At 59.8% G+C, this 19,867-nt stretch carries 25 protein-coding genes and 1 tRNA gene; 5 read left to right on the plus strand and 21 right to left on the minus strand.

Features of this window, described 5'->3' with window-relative positions:
* The first annotated feature begins 158 nt into the window (after nucleotides 1-158).
* Nucleotides 159-235 (plus strand) — tRNA-Pro (locus AOQ71_RS30335).
* A gap of 159 nt (nucleotides 236-394) precedes the next feature.
* On the opposite strand, the gene AOQ71_RS30340 is transcribed toward AOQ71_RS30335, so the two are convergent.
* Nucleotides 395-814, minus strand: a complete 420-nt coding sequence (locus tag AOQ71_RS30340; protein ID WP_057754741.1) for a hypothetical protein — start codon at nucleotides 812-814, stop codon at nucleotides 395-397.
* A 313-nt stretch (nucleotides 815-1,127) separates the two neighbouring features.
* On the opposite strand from AOQ71_RS30340, the gene AOQ71_RS30345 reads away from it, so the two are divergent.
* Nucleotides 1,128-1,412, plus strand: a complete 285-nt coding sequence (locus tag AOQ71_RS30345) for a hypothetical protein (protein ID WP_057754744.1) — start codon at nucleotides 1,128-1,130, stop codon at nucleotides 1,410-1,412.
* Between the two features lie 40 nt (nucleotides 1,413-1,452).
* The gene (locus tag AOQ71_RS30350; RefSeq protein ID WP_057754748.1) at nucleotides 1,453-2,040 is read left to right on the plus strand and encodes a hypothetical protein; all 588 of its coding nucleotides are present in this window, start codon (nucleotides 1,453-1,455) and stop codon (nucleotides 2,038-2,040) included.
* A gap of 7 nt (nucleotides 2,041-2,047) precedes the next feature.
* Here the strand turns inward: AOQ71_RS30350 and AOQ71_RS30355 are convergent, their stop codons facing one another.
* The 19 genes from AOQ71_RS30355 to AOQ71_RS30435 all read right to left on the minus strand — a co-directional run bounded on the left by AOQ71_RS30355 (nucleotide 2,048) and on the right by AOQ71_RS30435 (nucleotide 17,237).
* Entirely contained in the window at nucleotides 2,048-3,670 is a 1,623-nt protein-coding gene (locus AOQ71_RS30355; RefSeq protein ID WP_057754751.1) for a terminase large subunit, read from the minus strand.
* A complete protein-coding gene (locus AOQ71_RS30360; protein WP_057754753.1) occupies nucleotides 3,667-4,002 on the minus strand; it encodes a phage head closure protein in 336 nt (111 codons plus the stop codon). The genes AOQ71_RS30355 and AOQ71_RS30360 overlap by 4 nt, the downstream gene beginning before the upstream one ends.
* Nucleotides 4,002-4,472 (minus strand): phage terminase small subunit P27 family, encoded by a 471-nt coding sequence (locus AOQ71_RS49825; RefSeq protein WP_283809626.1) that lies wholly within the window; start codon nucleotides 4,470-4,472, stop codon nucleotides 4,002-4,004. Before AOQ71_RS49825 ends, AOQ71_RS30360 begins: the two co-directional genes overlap by 1 nt.
* Complete coding sequence (locus tag AOQ71_RS30370) at nucleotides 4,393-4,707, minus strand: head-tail connector protein (protein ID WP_057756630.1); 315 nt, start codon at nucleotides 4,705-4,707, stop codon at nucleotides 4,393-4,395. Before AOQ71_RS30370 ends, AOQ71_RS49825 begins: the two co-directional genes overlap by 80 nt.
* Nucleotides 4,707-4,970 (minus strand): hypothetical protein, encoded by a 264-nt coding sequence (locus AOQ71_RS30375; protein ID WP_057754756.1) that lies wholly within the window; start codon nucleotides 4,968-4,970, stop codon nucleotides 4,707-4,709. The genes AOQ71_RS30370 and AOQ71_RS30375 overlap by 1 nt, the downstream gene beginning before the upstream one ends.
* 773 nt (nucleotides 4,971-5,743) lie before the next feature.
* Nucleotides 5,744-5,884 (minus strand): hypothetical protein, encoded by a 141-nt coding sequence (locus AOQ71_RS45495; protein WP_157083696.1) that lies wholly within the window; start codon nucleotides 5,882-5,884, stop codon nucleotides 5,744-5,746.
* A 71-nt stretch (nucleotides 5,885-5,955) separates the two neighbouring features.
* Nucleotides 5,956-6,381, minus strand: coding sequence for a hypothetical protein (locus AOQ71_RS30380; protein WP_057754759.1), 426 nt, complete (start codon nucleotides 6,379-6,381; stop codon nucleotides 5,956-5,958).
* Nucleotides 6,382-6,440: 59 nt separating this feature from the next.
* Nucleotides 6,441-7,586, minus strand: coding sequence for a phage major capsid protein (locus tag AOQ71_RS30385; protein WP_057754762.1), 1,146 nt, complete (start codon nucleotides 7,584-7,586; stop codon nucleotides 6,441-6,443).
* Nucleotides 7,587-7,592: 6 nt separating this feature from the next.
* Complete coding sequence (locus AOQ71_RS30390) at nucleotides 7,593-8,123, minus strand: HK97 family phage prohead protease (RefSeq protein ID WP_057754765.1); 531 nt, start codon at nucleotides 8,121-8,123, stop codon at nucleotides 7,593-7,595.
* Nucleotides 8,120-9,340, minus strand: a complete 1,221-nt coding sequence (locus AOQ71_RS30395; RefSeq protein ID WP_057754769.1) for a phage portal protein — start codon at nucleotides 9,338-9,340, stop codon at nucleotides 8,120-8,122. Before AOQ71_RS30395 ends, AOQ71_RS30390 begins: the two co-directional genes overlap by 4 nt.
* On the minus strand, nucleotides 9,340-9,573 hold the full coding sequence (locus tag AOQ71_RS30400; protein WP_057754772.1) for a hypothetical protein: 234 nt from the start codon (nucleotides 9,571-9,573) through the stop codon (nucleotides 9,340-9,342). The genes AOQ71_RS30395 and AOQ71_RS30400 overlap by 1 nt, the downstream gene beginning before the upstream one ends.
* A 7-nt stretch (nucleotides 9,574-9,580) precedes the next feature.
* Nucleotides 9,581-10,477, minus strand: coding sequence for a hypothetical protein (locus tag AOQ71_RS30405; RefSeq protein WP_057754777.1), 897 nt, complete (start codon nucleotides 10,475-10,477; stop codon nucleotides 9,581-9,583).
* A 218-nt stretch (nucleotides 10,478-10,695) separates the two neighbouring features.
* The gene (locus AOQ71_RS30410) at nucleotides 10,696-11,364 is read right to left on the minus strand and encodes a hypothetical protein (RefSeq protein WP_057754780.1); all 669 of its coding nucleotides are present in this window, start codon (nucleotides 11,362-11,364) and stop codon (nucleotides 10,696-10,698) included.
* 489 nt (nucleotides 11,365-11,853) lie between these two features.
* On the minus strand, nucleotides 11,854-13,947 hold the full coding sequence (locus tag AOQ71_RS30415; protein ID WP_157083697.1) for an AAA family ATPase: 2,094 nt from the start codon (nucleotides 13,945-13,947) through the stop codon (nucleotides 11,854-11,856).
* Entirely contained in the window at nucleotides 13,928-14,119 is a 192-nt protein-coding gene (locus AOQ71_RS46060; RefSeq protein WP_057754788.1) for a hypothetical protein, read from the minus strand. The genes AOQ71_RS30415 and AOQ71_RS46060 overlap by 20 nt, the downstream gene beginning before the upstream one ends.
* Nucleotides 14,120-14,199: 80 nt before the next feature.
* Entirely contained in the window at nucleotides 14,200-14,712 is a 513-nt protein-coding gene (locus AOQ71_RS30425) for a hypothetical protein (RefSeq protein ID WP_057754791.1), read from the minus strand.
* A gap of 52 nt (nucleotides 14,713-14,764) precedes the next feature.
* Nucleotides 14,765-15,430, minus strand: coding sequence for a hypothetical protein (locus AOQ71_RS30430; RefSeq protein ID WP_157083699.1), 666 nt, complete (start codon nucleotides 15,428-15,430; stop codon nucleotides 14,765-14,767).
* A 95-nt stretch (nucleotides 15,431-15,525) separates the two neighbouring features.
* Nucleotides 15,526-15,729 carry a helix-turn-helix transcriptional regulator gene (locus AOQ71_RS44065; protein ID WP_083514603.1) on the minus strand — a complete coding sequence of 68 codons (204 nt, stop codon included), beginning with the start codon at nucleotides 15,727-15,729 and terminating at the stop codon, nucleotides 15,526-15,528.
* Between the two features lie 248 nt (nucleotides 15,730-15,977).
* A complete protein-coding gene (locus AOQ71_RS30435) occupies nucleotides 15,978-17,237 on the minus strand; it encodes a tyrosine-type recombinase/integrase (RefSeq protein WP_057754797.1) in 1,260 nt (419 codons plus the stop codon).
* Nucleotides 17,238-17,619: 382 nt separating this feature from the next.
* On the opposite strand from AOQ71_RS30435, the gene AOQ71_RS30440 reads away from it, so the two are divergent.
* Nucleotides 17,620-18,348 (plus strand): outer membrane protein, encoded by a 729-nt coding sequence (locus AOQ71_RS30440; RefSeq protein ID WP_057754800.1) that lies wholly within the window; start codon nucleotides 17,620-17,622, stop codon nucleotides 18,346-18,348.
* A 524-nt stretch (nucleotides 18,349-18,872) separates the two neighbouring features.
* Nucleotides 18,873-19,064 (plus strand): hypothetical protein, encoded by a 192-nt coding sequence (locus tag AOQ71_RS30445; RefSeq protein ID WP_057754803.1) that lies wholly within the window; start codon nucleotides 18,873-18,875, stop codon nucleotides 19,062-19,064.
* 138 nt (nucleotides 19,065-19,202) lie between these two features.
* Here AOQ71_RS30445 and AOQ71_RS30450 read toward each other — a convergent pair whose 3' ends face one another.
* Complete coding sequence (locus AOQ71_RS30450; RefSeq protein ID WP_057754806.1) at nucleotides 19,203-19,628, minus strand: hypothetical protein; 426 nt, start codon at nucleotides 19,626-19,628, stop codon at nucleotides 19,203-19,205.
* Nucleotides 19,629-19,867: the final 239 nt, after the last annotated feature.

Genomic DNA, 19,867 nt, shown 5'->3' on the forward strand with positions numbered 1-19,867 from the left:
AGCCCAGAAATACGGCATCCGCCCCGGCGACCGCGTCGGGCACCCCCTGTTCGGCAGCAAATAGGCTCTTAAGGCCCTGTCACGGCCGCCGAAGCCGGGCAGTTTGGACGCTTGATGGCCCTCCAGGAAGCGTGTATCGACGGGGCTCGCCGGACATTCGGGGTATAGCGCAGCCTGGTAGCGCGGCAGTTTTGGGTACTGCAGGTCGTTGGTTCGAATCCAGCTGCCCCGACCAATAAAATCAACCACTTAGCTCGAAGCCCAAAAGCTAAGGAATCGCCAAATCGCCACCGAGTAGCCACCATCAAAAGAAAAGCCCGCCCCATTGCTGGGGCGGGCCTCGGCGGCGTGGCGGGACTGGGGGTCACAGCAGCGCCGCCGGCCGGTGTTATCGTTAGAACACCTCGACCATAGCCAACACGCGATTGCCCGTCCTCGATGCGGGTCGCTTCTTACGCACCGGCCCGACGCCGGCCTCTAGGTCGACGGTGCCGAGATGGTTCGCCTGCCAGCCGGGCGACGTCTGGTTGATTTGCGAGGTCCAGCCGAGAGACGGCTCCGAGTCCTCGTGCGGCTCCGCGCCGTCGTGTTCGTCCTCCATATCCCGCCCGGCATCTGCGTTCATGTGCAGAGCAAAGCCCTCCTGCGGCTGATCCTCGGGACGGTAGCCGCCGTTAGAGAAGCCGAGGGATGGCTCGGCGTCGGGGTCACCGTCCATCGTATTCAGCATGTCGATAAGCAGATCGATCTGCGCCTCGACTACTTGGCGGGATATGGGTTTTGGTGTGCTATTCTCGGCCTTAGCCTGAGACATGACTTACCTCACGTTTCGGGTCAGGCTCGTCATGGTGCTCGTAACATCATGGCGAGCCGCTTGCGTCGCAAGCCTGAAAAACGTAATACTGAATTGTGAAAAACGCAATACGTAAATCAATTGGCGGAAAGCGCCCCGGCGCCGGTCGGCCAGCAACGGGCACCGATCCCGCTCGCACCTTCCGCCTATCCGACGAGTTCATGGCGCGACTAGACGAGTGGGCTGCACATCAGCCCGACATGCCGTCGCGGTCGGAAGCGATTCGGAGGCTCGTCGAGCTGGGGTTGAAGGCGAAAAACAAAGGGGCATTGTGATGGACGACGCCAAGGCTCTATTAGACAAGCTAAACAGCGAAATGCGCGAAGGGCGTTCAATCGCTGAAATCGAGAAGGCGTGGGATCACTTCTACATGGTCCGATCATACTTCGAGCACTATCACAGCACCGACAAACCGATCATGGAAACTGTGCGCCACCTCTCCGAGGGACTGTCGACCTTCACCGCACATGTACGAGAGGGCGCGCTTTCGCCATACGGTGGATTTCGAGTCCAGATTAGTGCACTGCGTCGTGACTACTGGTCACGCCAATTGGCGTGACCAGATCAGCCTATCTCGACGGCGGCTTCGGCGAGGACGGTTGGCCGAAACCGGGGACTACCTTCCGGTCGGTGAAGGCAAAGAAATGAGCGGGATACCAAGCGTCATCTGGTCCGTGCTCAACAATGTCTTCACCTTCGGCGTTGGTGCTGCAATTGGCGGCTTTGCTATCAAAACTCTCTGGGGCAAGTGGCAAGAGCGCCCTATGATCCAGCACAAGCTGGAATTCAGCAGCGGTGCCGGAGGGATACGCTCAGCGCGGCTGAATGTTACAATCTACAACCGCGCTCCAGCACCGCTAGACTTCAATGGCCTTGAGGTCCTGTCTCCGAGCGATGTTCTCATCAAAGAGAACCAACGCAACGGAGAATTTGCAAAAACGGTGCACATGGTTGCTACGCTGCCGCCGTCATTGCCATCCGCAACTCAGTTTTCCAAGTCATCAGCATGGTTCGATCTATCCTGGCCGGACGAAGGATGCGACGCCTCCATGCAGGTCAAGATGCGATCGAAATACCAATGGCTAATTCGCAGATTGTTGCGAATCTCAATCAGGCTTCCGAAGAAAGCCGCAACGGCCCAGCCGACCACAAAGCCGGACAGCAACAAGAGTACGGTTAAGGCATAAGACATCTCTAATTAAACCCCGCCAGCGCCTTTTCCCATTCGGGATCGTCATACAGCGACGTCACCGCAGCACTCCCGCCAGCACTGGCTCTGTTGACGCTCATGGCGCTGGCCTGTGCGCCATCGATCGATAGCCATTTCTTCTGCTTTGTGAATCGCGTGATATGCCCTGCCGGGTTGGTCTCCGCTTCGACATTGGAGAAGCAGAACCTGAGGACAGGATGGCCGCCATGCTTGAACTTGCGACCGATAATGGCGCGCTGTAGTTCGGCGATTGCCGGCATCATCGAAAGCGAGCCTTGCCGGTGTTCGATCGCTGGAAGCCCATCCTCCAACAGATTGTTGAGCAGGTTACGAGCCATCGCAGGATCGCACGCGATTTCCTGCACGCTGAAGCGCTCACACAGTTCCCGGATGCATTCCTCAACGCGGCGGAAGTCAATCACGTTGCCGACAGTCGCCTCAATCAGGCCACGCGCAGCCCAATCGAGATACTGCGCGCCTGTTGCCTCCTGTCGGTCGCGCAAATTATCAGCCGGGCAGAAGAAGTAGGGGACAACGATATAATCTTCGCCATCGCGGAAGCACGCGACAACCACGCTGAGGTCGATACTGGAGCTAAGGTCGACGCCCAGCCAGCACGGCTCACCTTCAAGGGCGGCTAGATCGATCTCGCCGGCACCTTCATCGTATGTGAGCATGTCGACAAATGGGGACGTGCTGCTGTCCTCCCAAATATTTAGCTTGTACCGTTTCAGGCTGCTGCGCTCGGTCGGGTTATCCTTCGCGCGCTTAACGTGACGCCGAAATCCTTCAATCGAGGGATAGCCGTGCTCGCTGCCAGGATTGACGCGGCGCCAGACTTCCTCGCTAGTGTAATCGCAGTCCGGTTCGGCCTCAAACAACACCGGCAACACGGTCGGGTCGACGATCTCGCCGCGCGCAATCTTGCGCGCCCGATCGATGATCTCATACCCGATGTTGTCGGTGCCGCGGCCTGCGGTTGTGGTCACGACCAGCAGGCTGTTATCGATCTTATCGAGGCCGTTGGTCAGGACGGTCCAAAGGTCTTTGCCGCGCCAGATGTGCGTCTCGTCCGCGAGCACGAAGGCGGGCGTGCGGCCCTCGGAGGAGGGCGCATCGGCAGAGATAATCTCCAGCTCTACCGAGTCCTTCGGATAGGCGATCTTCTTTGCACTGTTGAAGGCGTCATAGACCTTCGTGGCTTTCACTAGCCGCTTATCGGCTTGAACGATGCCGCGCGCCTCTTTGAACGCGATGCCAGCCTGCTTACGATCCGAGGCCGAAAAGATGACCTCGCTGCCGGGCATTCTTTCCGGGCCTATGGTGTGCAGCAGGGCCAGCGCGGCACCGAGCGATGTCTTGCGATTGCCGCGAGGCAACAACATGACAACGGTGTTGACGATGCGCCTACCGTCCTCGTGCCGTGGTCCATAGATCGCGCGAACCACGCGTTCCTGCCATGGGTTGAGCACGAAGGCTTTACCGGGGAGGGTGGATTTGGGATGCTTCAGAAGGCGCAGAAACTTGACGGCTCGTTCTCCAAATCCGAGAGGATCCGGAATCTCCGAGTCATCATAGATCCACGCGGGGTATGTGCTGCCGGTCACAGCTCATCGCTTTGACACAAGATGTCGACCCATTGCAGTCGCTGATCCGGAGTGATCGCACTGATGTTAAACACCTTACCGGTGCGCTCATTGCGCAATCGGCTGGTGCTATTCGCAGCAGCCATGGCGGCCTGATAGCGTACGGTTGCTACGAAAGTCTCGACGCCTTGCAACCGGCCTGCAAGAATCGCCTCGCCTGATTTTAGGACGCGTATCTCGGCTCGCGCGGTCAACTGGGGCTCCCAACTCTGCGTGGAGCCACCAGCACCGTCAGGCACTGTTACCAATGCCAGAAGCGTTACCTTCTCCGTCAGGTTTCCTGCCGCCGTCATCAGTTCACCGCCAATGGATTGTCATTACCATCATCGCCGTCTTCGGTCGCGCCCGCCTTGTTGCGACTCTTCGGGGTCAAGCCCAATTCCGACGCCCACATCTTGCTATTGGCGGTTGCCTCGCGAAGCGTCGTAAAGGCCGGGTGGCGCTTGGTCTCGCCAAGTCGGTTCTCGATGTAGCCGCCTTGCTGCGCAATGGCCTCGCGCGCATCAGCGATATCCGATGCGGCCTCGCAGAAGCGCTCTGCAGCATGAAGGTCGGCAGGGGAAAGCACGCGCCGTTTCACCAAGACGGGCATGATGCGCTTCCATTCCGCCCTTGCGGACGGACCAAAATGCGCAGGCGGCTTCGGGACCGCACGGATTGCGTCAGCAACCGGCTTGGGATCTCTAGCCAAAGGCCCAACCCCTAACCTGGTTGAGCAACTGATGTGCGCCGTAGGGGATTTCCTCGGGCAGCAGGCTCCCACGGGATGTGTTCACCACGCTCTCTCGGTTCTGATACCATGCCGCCGCGATCAACAGCGTCGCCTGGTTCACCGTGTCCGGCACAGGCGAAGGCGGATCGTCGGCCTCTGGGTCGTCGGCGAGGAAGCCGCGAACGTACTCCTCCGCAGCGTCCAGGTAGTGCTGTAGCAGATCGTCGTCATCTGCGAAGGCCGTGCTGACCTGCGCCTTCAGTTGATCGAGGGTGGCGTACGCCATTATGGCCACCTATTCGGCGCTGGCGTCGCGGTGCCCTCTAAAGGGTCGCCACCATTAGCGCCCTCCAGTGCAGTAACAAAGCTTTCAACCTCGGCCACGCGGCTGCCAATGCCGTCGATTTTCGTGTGGCCCTTGGCTAGAGCGGCCTCGCCACGAGACCCGAGTGACTCGATTTTAGCCAGCAGTTTCCCTGCGCCGTCCTCCATGTTGTGCTCCAACATGGCCATTGCCTTGGCGAGGCCCTGTAACTTCGGTGTGGCCATTTTCTCGATGAACTCCGGGTATCGCTGGAGGTGTTCCAGGCGAAGCTTAAGGTGCGCGAATCGCGACTAGTGCGGTGATGCGGTCCACTTCGGACCTAATTTAAGGAATGATGGAATTTGGGCATCTCTTGTGCGTTGGTTGGCCGCCGGTAATCTGGCGATCGGCTAAAGTCTGCGACCACCCGGTGAGGGCATAGCCAGCCAGCAGCGCGCAGCGTCTGTGCATTCAATCGAGATGGAGGCGGCGCGGTGCCATCAATCCGACGACGCCTCAGCGAGCCTCTATGCGCCTCACGTCGCGCACGCGCATCAGCGTGGTTAGACCGTCGTCATCCTCGAAAGACACAACCCATTGAGGCATTGCGTCATCGCCAGCTACACCATGCACGACACATGGCACCCACTCACGACCGCACCGGATCTCTGCATCGAACTGTTCAATCGGTATCACTGTTCGTCTCGCTGCTTGTGCCTGTTGTGACATGGCGAAGCACATAGGCTCTGCCAGTTACTACGGTCCCAGAACAACTTCATGTTGCCACGATGAGGAATGCGGTGATCGACAACATTTGCGGATCCACCGCACATAACGCATTTAGGATGCGCTGCAAGCCAAGCCTTACGCGCATCACGCCATGCTTGCCCATATCCTCTAGCCTGCGCGGTAGGGCGGCGCCTATCATTCTCTGCCTTGCGTTTGATGGAGCACTCGCACCGCTTTCCGGCCGGTACGACGCGGCCACAGGTGCACAAACGCGGCGCTGCGAAGGGCACTAAGGATCACGATTGAAAACAAAACGCCAACCAGCAGCCTCAAGGGCATCGACGAGTTCAGCGGCAAGCGTTTCGTCCAATTCAACGTGACGATCAAGGACTGCCTTGATGATCTGCGATGGTGACAGGATCGCCGTCATGATTGGCTCCGTGTTGAGAAACGGCGGGGGATTCCACTGTCGCGGAATCCCCCTTGCAGTACGTCAACTCGTTACTGCGGCGGGTTGGCAGTCGGGACCGACGTCGGCCGACCGAGCACCCACAGTCCAGCCAGGAACAAATTGCCCGTGTTATTTGCCGGCGTGACCGTGGCACGAATGTATCGCTTGTAGCCGATGTATCCGAGCTTTCGGGCTTCATTGTCATCATCAAAGCGGAATGATGCCAATGCCTCGGTGCCGATCATGTCCTTGTCGTCGACCGCATTTGCGCCTGCCATGGCCGGATCGTTCGACTCTTCCAGCAGCACCGTGAACGTGGCATCGGCATCGGACAGCGTGCCAGTGTTGAAGGCGAGCACGGCCGAACCGTATCCATAGGTGTCGAGGATAGCCGAGACCTGTGCCGTGTTGTCGGTGACCGCGGCGCCGGGATTGAAGGCCGGTTTGAAGTGGAGGTTGTTCGCGAGATCGCGCATGGGAATTCCTTTTAAATGAGAGGTGAGGGCGGCTACGATGCGCAGCCGCCCGATGTTGTTTAGGAGGTCGCGATCTTGAGCTTGCGCAGGGACTCGGCTTTGCCAACGCCACCGGCAACACGCCGTCGCCCGTGGAAGCGGGTCATGCCGTTGGTCGCTTGACTGTAGGGATCGCGGAGAATCGACAGCGCGATGCGATCGAAGATGCGATAGCCTTGCGAGAAGTCGCCGAAGATCACGGGAAAGTTGTTGGTACCCACGTCGGGCATGTCAGGCATTTCGACGACGGGTCGGCCAAGGATGGTCGTGACCGGAGTGTTGTCGATGCCCTGAATGTTGACGAAGTAGCGGCCCTCACCGTCCTTTAGCTTGCGGAGTTTTCCGAGCGTGGTGGTGTTCATGCCCCACACAGCGTTGGCCCGATAGGGGGCCTTGATGCCGTGGAACAGATCAATCAGATTGTCAGCTACGAAAGTGTCAGAGGCGCCGGACGGCGTGTAAGCGATTGCGGGGTCGTTCATGAATCCGGCTGGCGAAAGCGTGCTCTGACCGGTAACGAACGCCTTGCCTTCCTCGAAGCCGAATTCCTCACCGAATTCGTAAGCGAGCAGGGCGGCCACGTCGAAGGACGAATCCTCCAGCATGGCGTTCGAAACGTCGACATAGGCGGCCAGCTCACAGACCGCATAGCGGGATTGGCCGAAGGTGACGCTGGTTTCGGGCCGTGACTGGGTTTCGCCGACCCAGGCTGCAGTCATGCCGCCGGTTCGCTTGGGCCAACGCACTTCCGGCGAACCGGTCGGCAGCACGCGCGCGACCTGACGGACGGGCGAGAACAAGACAACGTTACGGTCCAACTCGGTCGAGAACTGATCGGGAGTGAGATAGCCGCCGGCCGTGTCGTCGCTGACGCGAAGTGACTTCACTTCATCAGCATCGAGCGCTTCCTTGCCTTTGCGAATGAAGGTGTTGAAGGCCTTCGCCTCCAGCTCCTTGGCCTCGTCCGTCTTCTTCTCGGTCTGAATGTTCGGGCGGGCGAGCTTTGCTTCAGCAGCCGCGAGGCGCTTTTCCAGGTCGGCAACCGGAGCGGTCTTGGTGTTGACGTCCTTGGTCAGATTTTCGAGCGCGGTCTTGATCTCAGTCACGCCGGCTTCTTCCGAAAGCTCGGCCGACGATTTGAATTCCAGTCCAGAGTGAAAAGTCATTAACGATTAGTCCTTCAGTGAATCGCGCGCAGAATTGATGGCGTCGACAAGCGCGCGGAATGACGAACCATTATGTTTGACCGCATGAACGGTCGCTGCCGGCAGCATTGGAAATGTAACAACGCTGATCTCGTGTAGCTCGACTTCATCGAGCATGCGGATGCCCTTGGCCTTATCGAGCCGTGAGGACTTGGTGCGATAGCCGATCGACAGACCGTCAAGCGCGCCAGCCTTGAGCAGCGCGTGCGTCTCGCGTCCCTTCACGGTGTCGAGCACAAGCTGGCCAGAGACTGCCAGGCCAGTGGCATCCTCTTTGATTGAAGTCCATACACCGATCGGCTCAGACTGGTCATGCTCGCGCAGCATTCGAACGCGCGATGCGGGCTTTGAAGCGAGCGACTTCGTGAACGCACCTTTATTGACGACATCCTTGCCAAGGTCGGTGACGCCAAATAGCGAAGCGTATCCCTGGAAGGTGCCGTCTTCGGCAACACTCTTTACGTCGAGGCGTGCGTGGCCATGCTCAAGAGTCTTCAAGCCGCTTGATCCTTGGGGTTAGAGTTATCATTGGCTGGCGATTGCACATGCGGAGACGCCAGGGTGTTGCCATCTGGAAGGGGCCGAAGATTCAGTTCGCGCCTTACATCGTTCGCGGTCATCACGCCGGCAGAGCGATACTGCGCGAACGCCGCGGCACGGGCCGTCGTGTCGGCCAGGAGAAGCTGCGACATATCGAATTCGAAATGCAGCGAGGCGCGCTCTTCGGGCGTCAAAAGTGTGCGGGAATAGGCATCGCACCAAGCGCGCAGCCACGGTTGCAGGCCGTACTTGATGAATTGCAGATCGAGCTGCACCGAGTTGGACCATGTTGCACGGCTCATATCCGACAACAGCGTAGCCGGGACGCGAGTTAGCCGGCTGATTTCACTGACCGCGAACGCGCGCATTTCAACGGCTTGGGCGTCAACGCTGCTAAAAGCGACCTGTGAGTACGATCCTTCGTTGTCGAGGACGGCAATGCCGCCGGCCTTGTCGCCACCATGTGCGGATCGCCACATCTGGGCAATCCGACCGGCTGCAGTGGCGTTGAGACTGCCCTTGAAGGACAGCACACCGCCGGGCCGTGCGTTATTCTTGAATAGATTTGACGAGCTACGCTCCAGCAAGATCGCCAGACCAATCGCGTCTCGCCCGGTATGCAGCAGACCGAGCCCTCGATACTGCATCGGATTGCTTGGATTCGGCACCTGCAGGTGGATAACGTCACGCGGGCCGTAGGCCTGGCCATCGATATTGTAGACCGGCTCGCCGTCAGATTTGTATTCAAGCACGACCACATTGCGCGGCGCATACAGAATCTCGGCCGGACCGCCACCGGACCGCGTCACCAGACCAATGCCGTCACCGAACAGGATTGCATCTTGCGTTACGCGGCGACGAATTTCCGCCGCGCTGGACCATTCGTTGCTGAAGCTGTTGACCAGTTGGAACGCAGGATGTTCTTTGGCGGCAGTTTCTCCATCGTCGGCATCATCACGCAACAGGCGGCAAGGCAGTGTGGCGGTGGAGTCGGACAGGATATTAACGGCGGCGTTGACCGGAGCACAGCGCATCGCGGAGTCAGCCGTGACAGAGACGCCAGATGCAGACACCGCGACGGCATCGCAGAGTGCAGCCCAACTATCACTGGTCGGGTCGGTCAACTCGGATTTGACTTCTGGCACTGCTGCGGATTTGCGGGAGAAGGGCCACATCAGTCTGCAGCTCTCCAACTACGGATTTTGGATTCCTCTTCGGCTGCCGCGCCCCAGTTGGACTGGGTGCTCATGGCGTCTCCAAATGAAACAAGATCGCCGACCCACACATCACGAGTCTCAACATCGCCATCGCGGCCGATCCAAACAATCTCGGCATCGCTGCCGTCAATTGATGCAACCTTCACAAGCCTGCCGCGCCACGCAGCTGGGCTATTCACTCGAATGGTCATTGGAATCCTAGTAATGGACGATCGGGCAGGGTGTGGCGAGCAATGCGCCAAGCGGTTCTGCGTTTCGGGTGTCGAAATGCGGGGCGTCGAGCGACACAGGCCATGCCACGCTGCCAAACACCCGCGCACGAGCCAGTTTGCGACCCTTCGTTTTGATCTCGTCGATGGTGATCTCGCCATCAAGCGCCGCGCAAATGGCTTCCGATGTGCAATCTTCACGATCGGCTGGATCGAGTCCCGCGAACGTCTTGTTGGCGATCCGAAACAGATCCAATTGCAAAAGAGCGCGGCGCAGAAGGCCGTCTTCATAGACGCGTGGCGCTGCTTTGCGCAGGCCGGTGCGACGCTTGGCACGCTCGCCCACTACTGCAACAAGACGTTCGCGGAAGGCCGGATCGCGACGGGCTTTATCGAGCACGAGGAAGGGAGTCGGATAGCCATCGGTCAAGACGCGCTGCATACCGACCTTCGGCTCGGCACGGAGTGCATCGAGTGCCCTGGTGAAATCGGCCTCGGACCAACGGCCTGTCGCTGATTTGCCGATGGCATTCTCGCCGTCCTCGCGAGAGGCGGTCGCTGCGACGAAACGCGCCTTCAAAGCTTTGTCGGATTTTATGACCTTGAAGAAGCTGGTGCCTGTGCCGCCGAAACTCTCGACAGCACCCTCAGCGGTCGCACCGTCGCGGATGGCCGCGAGAATGTTGTCGAACTTCGCACGGACCAGAGCTTGACCGGACAAAGGCCTAGCAGCATCGAGACGTGCACGCAGATCGGGATGGCGACGCAGCCAGGCGTCGAAGCCAGACTTGCCGGGGAGGCTCAGGGCGCGCAGCGTGGCGGTCAGCGGTTCGCCGGCAGCGACGCGCGTGATGATGGCTTCGAACTGCGAGGCGAATGCGGACAATGAGACCGTTGCGGCTACAAACAAAATGGCCCGCGCGGAGCTGGAGAAACCGCTGCCGGCGGGCCTAAGGGGAGGAGGCGATCCGTAACCGGATATGGCCTCCTAAGATGTTGTACGAAGCCGTTTCTGAAATAAAATCAGTTAGTTACACTATAAACATAGTGCATTTTAAGCAGATGTTGCGGCAGATCGCGACAATCCGCCGCACCATCGCGGTGTTAGGCGACCTGCGCAGCGAAGGCGTCGTCTCGCATCCAGGCAATAATCGCGTGGTCAACATAGCGGTCGATGCGATCGGAGTCCGGCTGCCTGACCGCTGCAGCAATCTCGGCGCGCGTCGCATCCGACGAAGCCATGTCGAGCAACCGAGCACAGACGTGGCCCAGGCGCGGGCGGGCAGCGCTCTCGTCGACCTTGCGGATCATCTCGGATTCGGCGTCCACCTGATGCAACGTTGTGCCGTTCATGGTGTAGGTACCGGCCGGCACGGAGCGCTCGGGAGCATTGCGGTGACCCTGCGTGAAGCGCTCCTCGCCGGGCGCCCACGGCTTGCCTTCGCCGTGTAGAGCCACCGTGCGGTCGGCGGTGTCATGGAGAAGCCGATTGTCGTGATTGAAGGGCACCAACTCCTCCGTGCCCTCATAGTCGTCTCCGGCAAAGTTATCGTTCGCGACGCAGACCTGAGGCTGTGCCGTGAAGGCGCGCCAGCCAAGCATGGCCGCGATCATGTCTTTGCCGCCGATATCGCCGGCCAGGCGGGCTGCTGTGGGCCAGTGATTACCCCGGTGCGGGCGGACGTTGCCTTGGGGCTGGGTTGCGGCATGGGTGCTGGTGATGGCGCGGTGGGATTCGGGGGCGAGAGTGTTGTCGTTGGCATGCGACGGCATGCTGTCTCCATAGGTTTCACTTCAGGGGTTGCCGCTCAAAGCCCGGCCGGGCTGCCCACGAATGGGCGTCGCGTTATTGGTCGTCGAGCCGTCCGGTACGGCAAACACCATGTCGCCACCCTTGGGTGGATCACGACGCCAGGTTCGGACTGGCCGCCGGAGCGCGCGCGATGACGCTCATGACCATAAGTAGGGTTTTGGAACGGGAATCATAAAGCGACGAAACGACTATTTTTGTGGTGTGGCGGATGGGATACAAGGATGATGCCGCCCTCGTTGACGAAGGTCGCCGCCGACCTGTCTCGCCGGATGGCGCTCGATGCCAGACACCGAGCGCTGGCAACGTCGTGTCGTTCAGGAACATGTATTCCGAGCACGGATTGAGTGGGGGACAGGACAGGACAGAACCCTATATATCTGTCTGTCCTGTCCCCCCGTCCTAGAGGGACAGTTAGGGACAGATGCTTGGTTGGGTGGTGTCCTGTCCCCCTAATCGCCCTGTGGCGGGGACATTTCCCTCCCGGACAGCCAGACGGCGCCCTCTACACCGAAACTGCCGCGGACGATCCACTCCTTCTCGATCCAATAGTTCAAGGCCCGCGTGAACGCCTTCTTTTTCGTGTCTTCCAAGCCTTCCTTCCTGGAATAGAACCTGGCTCGGATGTCGGATATCTGCGCAGCCTTGACTCGGGGGCCGTCATTGCCGAACGGATGGATGTGGTCTCTGGAGTCCAGGATGGCCGTAGAGATGATGCCGTGGAGGATCTTTGCGTTATCGGATGGTCGACGCTCCTTTTCCTTCGGGGCATCAACAGCGCCTTCTTCCGCAACCATCTCCTCGATGATCGCCGCAGTGACATCGCCAATCTGCACGGAGGTGTAGCGGACCTTGCCGATATTGCGCTGCCCGGGACCGCTTCGGTTCTTTCCGACGTACACGGTGTGCCAGTCGCCTTCGCCGTCGAGCAGCACCAATTCGAGAGCCGTGACGGCCTCCAACGTCTCGCCCTTCGTCGCCTTGTTGTTTTCGCGGTTGGTGTGATTCAACACCGCGATGACAACGCCCTCGGCCTCGGCAACCTCGCGCAATGCGTTTAGCGCAGGAGAGGTGTATTTGTCGTCGAGCACAGACTGTCCGCCGAGCGCGGCGCGCAGCGTGTCCACAACGAGCATGACGTGGCGGGACGGGTCTAGGGCCTTCGCCTGCCGGACGACCTCGCGGGCAATCTCGGCTGCCCGTTGCGGCTTTGTGAGAGGAAACCCGTCTGGCGATTTTACGATCTTAACGCTTGTATTGCCGATCGCTTCAAGGCGATTCGCCACGTCGCCGCCGTCCTCTGCTGCGATGTATGCGACGGTTGTCTCCTTCGTCTCCCGACCGAGAAACGGCTCGCCCTTATCGAGGGCGTCCGCAATGGCGATCATGAGTGCGGTCTTGCCGGCGCCCGGCCTCCCGCCGACTGCGATCAGCGTGCCGGTGCGGACAAGACCCTTAATCATGGCCTCCGCAGTTCCAAACTGTTGCGCCTTATACTCCTCAAAAGAGAGGAGACTGATGCCGCCGCCCCTGACGTTATCGTTCGCTGGCTTTGGAGTGGCCAGCCCCGCCACCAGTCTGGCGCCGGCCTCTCGCATCTCCGTATGTTTCGTGCAGAATGGCTTGCCCCACAATCGCCCGAAGTCTTTCCTGGCACTTGCCTCGGTCGAGTAGCGGTCTAGCCAGTTACCCGTAGCAGACAGGAACAATGCCGCAGCGGGTTCGGCATCGTACTTTTCAAAGGCGAGACGCTCAGCGACCGCGGAGGCGTGCTTCGAGCGGTCATCAACGTCATTAGCAGCGAGCAAGGTGGCCAACTTCTCAGACACCGTGACACCGTCAACGTCTGGCAGTTCGCCAAGCTCAACGGGCTTCACCTCACTCTCAGGCGCAACCGCCCATGGAGCCAAGGCCGAGCGGAAGGCGTCAACGCTGATTAGGTCGCCGTGCCATTCTTGCGCGCAATGTACTGACGCAGGCTCAGGCGACCGGCCGCGCTTCAGCTTGGCCGAGTTCGGCCAATTCTTCGTTCCGGGGACGCGCCAGACGTGCGCTATATCTTTGGTGCCACTGTCTGAACCTGTCGCGCGCTGCAGGGCAGCGGCAAGCGGCTTGGCTTCATCTGGAGTCAGCGGTCTATCGAATAGCCAAACTGGTTGCTGATTGCCGGGGCTGGTCTCAATGATGTAGCTGGGGGCAAACGGTAGGGCGCCAGTCTTACCCGTATCGCCATCCAAGTCGGCCACCAGACCAAGCACAGCAACAACATCATCCTTCCCGCCGCGCTCGCCGCGCGCCAGGCTGGTGCGCATGATCTGCAGGCCGGCGTAGACGTTCGCGCCCTCGGTACCACTGTGCGCGTCTATGGCCGCAACCATGCCGTCGACGTCGCCGATACGGTGGTGGCTTATAGTGCCTTCGCCGCCAGCGGCGTAGAAAACGGACACAACCAGCTTGCCGTCAATGCCTTCGGCCAAGCTGTGGAGCATTTCGCAGTGAGTGCGGATAGGATCTGGAGAAACAGATTTAGGAAGCGAGACGTTCATGGCGAGCGCCCTTTACAAGGTCGAGAATCTGATTGATTGCGTTGCGGTCGAGAGTCGCGTTGCGCGCAAACACGCTGCCGGATTGCATAACCTTCACCTCATGCAGGCGCACGCCGTCAGCAACCTCGATGGACACGCGCGCAAGTTCGCTGCCGCCATAGGATGGCGTCACTGATAGTATCTTCACGATAATGGTCCTCGGTTCAAAATCGCACCCGGCAAAAAGGCCGGTCGTGCGGTCGTTACGTTTGGTTATGTAACCGGACGCCACGTCATCATGCTGCACATGCCGTCTATAAAGCCGAGCGATACGTTACCGTCATCGTCCGTGATGACGGTCTGCATCGACGGCTCGCCAACTCGGATAACTTCGGCGGTTACATAACCATCGATCTGTTCGCGCGCGAAGGTGTCGGCATAGATCCTCGCCTCATTCTCCGTGGCGAGCCGCACGTTGTTGCACCACCGTTTGCCGGACGTGTCAGCAACCTCGACGCGCCAGGAACTAACTGCCATCAACTCGGCCTTGGTGTACCGCCGCCCATCAGCATGCTCCATGCCCTCCTGGCCACGAGCAGCGCGCCGCTGGAATGCGGTCCTGTCCGGGTGCTTCAGATGATCGTTGATGAACTTGGCGAGCTTAGCCAGCTTCTTCTGATCGTCCATCTCGATAAGCTTCTCCGCGATATCCACGGCGTGGTCAGTAAGCTTGATGACATTCTTGTCCCGCCATCGCGCCTGCTTCTCTGCATTGGTCAGCGCCATCCACCCCTCCCAGTTATGTAACCGCCCCGGCCGTAGCCGAGGCGATGGTACGTCAGGCCGCCTGCCGAGACATGGTCTCGACAGCGCGCACGTTCCGCACACGCCGCGGGTTAACGATCGCCTCGATCTCCCTGCCGGATTCCGTCCACCACGCAGCTATGGCGTCACGCGGAATGTCGGCGGCAAGAACAACACCACTGCCATCGCCGTGACCATGTGTTGTGGCGAAGCTCTGAGCCGTCTTGTAGTCCGGTGTCCAGGATAGGGCGAAGCCAGTTGCGCGGAGGTCGTGCTTCATCCTGGCGCCGCGATAGAGCCTGACGGTCTCGCCAAGGCTTGCGAGCTCTGCGCGTTCATCCGCGTCCATCAGGTGTTCTGGATCTGCTTCGGTGAAGTAGTTCCAGCACATCATTCGAGACGATGTGTTGAGCGCTAGGACCGAACCAGACCTCCCATCCGTCCATGCATTCTTTAGGACGCTGGAGCGGACTCGCGGCCCGCACGCCCGCGTGTAGAGGATGGCGTTCGGGATGGATCCGCGCGCGTAGTAGTCTGCGCTCAAGATGAAGTGGTTAGCCGCCTCATCCGCCTCGGTGTCATCTCGCTCCTCTACGAAGGCAAGCTGGATAAACTTCTCCATCGCCGTTTCCTGGAAGGAATAGACCTCCACCTTAGAGTTCCGAAGGCCGCGCGCGTTGGCGAGATGCTGTGACTCCATGATTTCTCTGCGCGCGAGGTCGCGAAACCATTCCGCCCGTTGTTCTGGCGTCGACAGTCTCATCAAGAATATTGACGCGCCTCTACTGGTCCCCATCACGCAGCCTCCGCACCGTTGGCAACCCACGTCGACGTTCGTCGCCGCGACAGAATCCAGGCATTTACATCTGCCTGGTCATATTTCACCGTCCGGCCGATCTTGAAGAAGGCTGGGCCACTGCCGTCGCAGCGGCGCTTGGCAAGTGTGGAAGCTGACAGACCAGTGACGGTCGCCACATCATCGATAGAAAGCAAGTTCACTAGAGACTCCCCAGAGGTAGGAAGGCGAACGCCCCGGCAAAGGCAGGCCAGTCGGCGAGTAGCTACTAGTGCGCTTGGTTTCGAAAAATGCTAAAGCGCCCTAGCTGGTTTCCAACGATGCCGCTGAATTCCACTGGGTGCCTTCTATCAAACTCGAACCGGAACAAATGCGGCACAAACCGCACTTGTAACCGATTTTTAACAATTCGTTACTTGCACTCGGTGATTAAGTGCTCTTCGGCACCCAATCACTTCCCATTCATGGCGTCAGCGATCTTGCCTGCAATCAGGTCCGCTGCCCGCTTTGCGGGATGGACGGCAATGTGAGCGTAACGCTGCGTCGTGCTCGCCTGGGTGTGGCCCAACAGGCGCCCAATGATCGGCAGCCCAAGGTCGGAACCGGCGCCGACCGACGCGAAGCTATGCCGTAGGTCGTGTATGCGCACATCTTCAATGCCAGCGCGCTTCCGTACGGCACGCCATGGCCGGTTCAGATCGGCGCGCGGAGTTTCGTCTTTTGCTCCAGCCGACTCGCCAGCGATCACATACAGCCCGACCCGGGGCAGGGCGTCCAGTATCGCTATAGCGGGTGCCGAGAGCACGACGGTTTTCTGCCCGGTCTTAGAATCCGGCAGGAATAGGAGGCCGCGGCCTGCGTCATATTCCTTCCAGCGGAGATCGAGGATCTCTCGCAGGCGGGATCCGGTGAACAACAACAAGCGCAACGCCGCCGCAGCGTGTTGGTCGATTTTGACGAAGCGATTCTCCGGCTTGCGGGCGTGCTTCGACTTCTTGGCCTCGTCGACAACCTGCGGCAGTCCGGTAGTCTCAGCCTCGCGCAGAGCATCACCAAGGCGCTGCAGCTCCTCCTCCGTGAGGTACCGCTGTCGTTGCCGCTCGTCAAAATGCTCGATACCGGCAGCCGGATTCTCTGTGCCCTTCGGGAGCACCTTGGCCTTGAGCCCGAATGCATAGATAGTGCCGATCAGCGCAACTACGCGGTTGGCCGTCACAGAGTGTGTTTCGCCGATCTTCCGGTGCAACCGGTCGACATCGGAATGCGTGACAGCGTTCGCCTTCTTTTTGCCGATCGCGGGTCTAATGTGGTTTTTGATGTAGCCAGTGCTGAGCCGGATGGTCCCAGCCTTGCGCTTCGGTTTCAGGTGCTTCTCGATAAAGCTGTCGATCAGCTCATCGACCGTTTCGGCCTTCCTGGCGGCGCCTCGATCGGCTGCCGGGTCGGCGCCCAGCTTTACCTTGGCCAACAGCTTCTCGGCCGCCTCGCGCGCCTTTTCAGGGGACAAGGTCGACGGCGTGCCGATCACCAGCCGCTTCTTGGCAACGCGCCTGCCGCCTTCGCCGGGGCGGTATTCGACAATCCAGGACTGCGCCCCGGTGGCCGTCACCTTGACGCCGAAACCCGTCAGTTCTGAATCATAAAAAATGGTCGTCTTGGTCACTTCCGGCAGGCCGGTAACAGCACGTCGCCCGAGTTTCAGTATTGGCATGCTTCCCCCAGAGTCGCCACCGAGTAGCCACCGGATCATCTATTGGGCGGAAACGACGGGAAAGCAATGAAAATGAGGTTCCTAATATATTCCAATAATATCAATATGTTGTAGATCGATTGGAAATCATCAGCACTGGCCGGCACTCGCCGGAAAAGAACTAGATAAGTTTTGGGTACTGCAGGTCGTTGGTTCGAATCCAGCTGCCCCGACCAGTCCCGGGCTTAGGCCTCCTCCATTTTCCCTGGAGAATGAGAAGCGTATCCGCCGCATTGGCTTGGTCAGGCCGGCGGAACTGTCGCCGCGACATGTTGGTCGCGCCACAACCTCCGCGTCAGCTTCGCGTGCTTTACCTCTGCGCATGCAATGGGGACGACCGGATATGTTTAGAACTCTCTGCACAACGGCGCTTCTCGCCTTCTCCGCGACGACGGCAACGGCGGCCGACTATGCGCGGCCGGTACCTCCGATGGTTCCACCCACCTTCAACTGGACCGGCTGCTATCTCGGAGCTCATCTCGGCGGCGGCGCGAGCGACGACCGCACGATCAGCAACGCCGGCGGTACGGTCGATTTCGGCGCAGGCGGCTTTATCGGTGGTGGACAGGTCGGCTGCGATCATCAATTTGCATCCAACTGGGTCGTCGGCGCCGAAGGCCGGGCCGCATGGTCAGGCCTGTCGAGCCAGCACGCGAGCCATGTGGTCTTTCCAGCGCTCGGCAATCTTGCCGTGCCCTCGCAGTTCGGCATCAAGAACGATTTTCTCGCCTCGATCACCGCGCGTTTCGGCTACGCCTATGGCTCAGGCTGGCTGTTCTACGGGCGAGGCGGCGTCGCCTGGACTCACGAGAAGATCGATGAGGGGTATATCAATCCGACCACCGGTTTCGCGGTCGATCCAAGCGCGTCCGTCATGCGGACGGGCTGGACGTTGGGGGCCGGCGTGGAATGGGCGTTTGCACCGTGCTGGTCGGCCAATGTCGAATACAACTACCACGACTTCGGCACCAACAGCCCGATCCAACTGATCAGTCCGACCGAAGGCGTCACCGTGGCCCATCTCAAGGACACGATCCATGCTGCGACGATTGGCGTGAACTATCACTACTAAGCTGCATCGTTGCTTGGACGCCGCCAAGCGAAGATACTCCGCTTGCACGGCGCTGCGCTTTTCAAGGCTTAGCCCGAGGCGTACCAGCCCGCCGGAAACGGGACCAGCGGCCAGACAGGATGATTGTCGTTGGCAGCCTTCGGCGATTGATCCGGCGGCTGTATGGCGACCGGTGTCGGGAGCGGCCAAGTCATAGCCAGACGCAAATATCCACATTGCAAATTCATGATGGTCGACCTGCGCAAGTCAGTCGCTTGAAAAATTCAGCCTGAAATCAGCCCGGCGCGCTCTTCGGAAACGGCGCATTCATTCTCAAATCGCGCTTGCATCTTAAGAAAGATAGGCAGGCGTTTCAACCGGCAACGCGGCTGTCCGTCGCCGGGTAAGGTTGATCGGTTAGGTTAAGCAGGGAGCGTCGTTGCGGCCATTTTGACTGATGGTATCAACCCGTTCGGCACGCGACGACCCGGCAGTGGCTCACACGAGATCACATTCGTCGCGGCGTTTCGCGCGAGTTGTCCGTCATGGCTTTCGATCTCACGAAAACATCCCGCCAACGGCCTGATTGGACCGAGATCTGGCATCTCTGGACCGTCATCGTGCCGCGCCGCTCAATCAATGGGCAACTCGTCTACGGCAAGGTTTGGCGTCGTCACGACGGCCGCGACTGGATCTACAAGAAATTCACCGAGTACGACGACGAGGCGGCGGCCTGAAACGGAGGCGCCTTGCCTAAAGCGCGATGTGATTGGGTTGAATCGTCATCGCGCTTTAGCTCTTTGTTTGAGCATGATCTTTTCGGAAAACCGCTTCACACTTTGCGCTAACGCGGCCCTTCGGGTCCGGATCATGCTCTAGCCGGCGTGCCTTTCACCCGCGGCGGCGCCGGGGGGCTGCACGCGCGGCAGCGGCAATTTGAAGTGACGCTTGGCGTAAGCGACGATCTCGTTGTCGGTGGGATGATCGGCCGCTTCCACCGCGACGATCCGCTTGGCGAGATCGGGCGCATGGGCGCGAATGTGGCTGGCGAGCTCGGTCTTCGCGTTCGCCGGACCGATGATGAGGATTTCTCCGGCGTCGGCGAGAGCTTTGGTCACCTCGGCGAGGAAGGTTGCGTCGGGCGCGGCGTGGCCGCTGCCGATTTCGTTGGCCTTGTGATGAAGATGCCGTGTTGCCAGCTGCGGATGCAGCGTGACTTCGTCGGAGCCGCTCAGGCCAAGATGGAAGATCCGGGCCTGCGAATGATCGATCCAAACCACGGCGTGAAAATGAGAGGGCATGTGCTTGTGCCTTGTCCGAGGGGAGGCCGCCGACATCGGTGCGGCGGCGCGTGTCCTCGTGACCCTAGGCCGGTCGGCGTTGCTCCCGGTTGACCCAGGTCAAGCCGATCCAAGTCAAGCGGATCTCTGTCAAGCCGATCCCTGACAAGCCGGGCACGGCAACGCATGTCGAACGCAAGCGCGCGTTCGACGCCTTAGGCGGCCTTTGCCGCCGGGGGAGCTGCGGGCTTTGCCGGCGG

It is taken from the genome of Bradyrhizobium manausense (assembly GCF_001440035.1).
GTDB classification, from domain to species: domain Bacteria; phylum Pseudomonadota; class Alphaproteobacteria; order Rhizobiales; family Xanthobacteraceae; genus Bradyrhizobium; species Bradyrhizobium manausense.

What these genes read in the sequence shown, in the direction of transcription:
- AOQ71_RS30340 (WP_057754741.1), bottom strand. Translation starts at nt 814, where the DNA reads ATGTCTCAGGCTAAGGCCGAGAATAGCACACCAAAACCCATATCCCGC.
- AOQ71_RS30345 (WP_057754744.1), top strand. Translation starts at nt 1,128, where the DNA reads ATGGACGACGCCAAGGCTCTATTAGACAAGCTAAACAGCGAAATGCGC.
- AOQ71_RS30360 (WP_057754753.1), bottom strand. Translation starts at nt 4,002, where the DNA reads ATGACGGCGGCAGGAAACCTGACGGAGAAGGTAACGCTTCTGGCATTG.
- AOQ71_RS30370 (WP_057756630.1), bottom strand. Translation starts at nt 4,707, where the DNA reads ATGGCGTACGCCACCCTCGATCAACTGAAGGCGCAGGTCAGCACGGCC.
- AOQ71_RS30375 (WP_057754756.1), bottom strand. Translation starts at nt 4,970, where the DNA reads ATGGCCACACCGAAGTTACAGGGCCTCGCCAAGGCAATGGCCATGTTG.
- AOQ71_RS45495 (WP_157083696.1), bottom strand. Translation starts at nt 5,884, where the DNA reads ATGACGGCGATCCTGTCACCATCGCAGATCATCAAGGCAGTCCTTGAT.
- AOQ71_RS30380 (WP_057754759.1), bottom strand. Translation starts at nt 6,381, where the DNA reads ATGCGCGATCTCGCGAACAACCTCCACTTCAAACCGGCCTTCAATCCC.
- AOQ71_RS30385 (WP_057754762.1), bottom strand. Translation starts at nt 7,586, where the DNA reads ATGACTTTTCACTCTGGACTGGAATTCAAATCGTCGGCCGAGCTTTCG.
- AOQ71_RS30395 (WP_057754769.1), bottom strand. Translation starts at nt 9,340, where the DNA reads ATGTGGCCCTTCTCCCGCAAATCCGCAGCAGTGCCAGAAGTCAAATCC.
- AOQ71_RS30400 (WP_057754772.1), bottom strand. Translation starts at nt 9,573, where the DNA reads ATGACCATTCGAGTGAATAGCCCAGCTGCGTGGCGCGGCAGGCTTGTG.
- AOQ71_RS30410 (WP_057754780.1), bottom strand. Translation starts at nt 11,364, where the DNA reads ATGCCGTCGCATGCCAACGACAACACTCTCGCCCCCGAATCCCACCGC.
- AOQ71_RS30415 (WP_157083697.1), bottom strand. Translation starts at nt 13,947, where the DNA reads ATGAACGTCTCGCTTCCTAAATCTGTTTCTCCAGATCCTATCCGCACT.
- AOQ71_RS30425 (WP_057754791.1), bottom strand. Translation starts at nt 14,712, where the DNA reads ATGGCGCTGACCAATGCAGAGAAGCAGGCGCGATGGCGGGACAAGAAT.
- AOQ71_RS30430 (WP_157083699.1), bottom strand. Translation starts at nt 15,430, where the DNA reads ATGGAGTCACAGCATCTCGCCAACGCGCGCGGCCTTCGGAACTCTAAG.
- AOQ71_RS30435 (WP_057754797.1), bottom strand. Translation starts at nt 17,237, where the DNA reads ATGCCAATACTGAAACTCGGGCGACGTGCTGTTACCGGCCTGCCGGAA.
- AOQ71_RS30440 (WP_057754800.1), top strand. Translation starts at nt 17,620, where the DNA reads ATGTTTAGAACTCTCTGCACAACGGCGCTTCTCGCCTTCTCCGCGACG.
- AOQ71_RS30445 (WP_057754803.1), top strand. Translation starts at nt 18,873, where the DNA reads ATGGCTTTCGATCTCACGAAAACATCCCGCCAACGGCCTGATTGGACC.
- AOQ71_RS30450 (WP_057754806.1), bottom strand. Translation starts at nt 19,628, where the DNA reads ATGCCCTCTCATTTTCACGCCGTGGTTTGGATCGATCATTCGCAGGCC.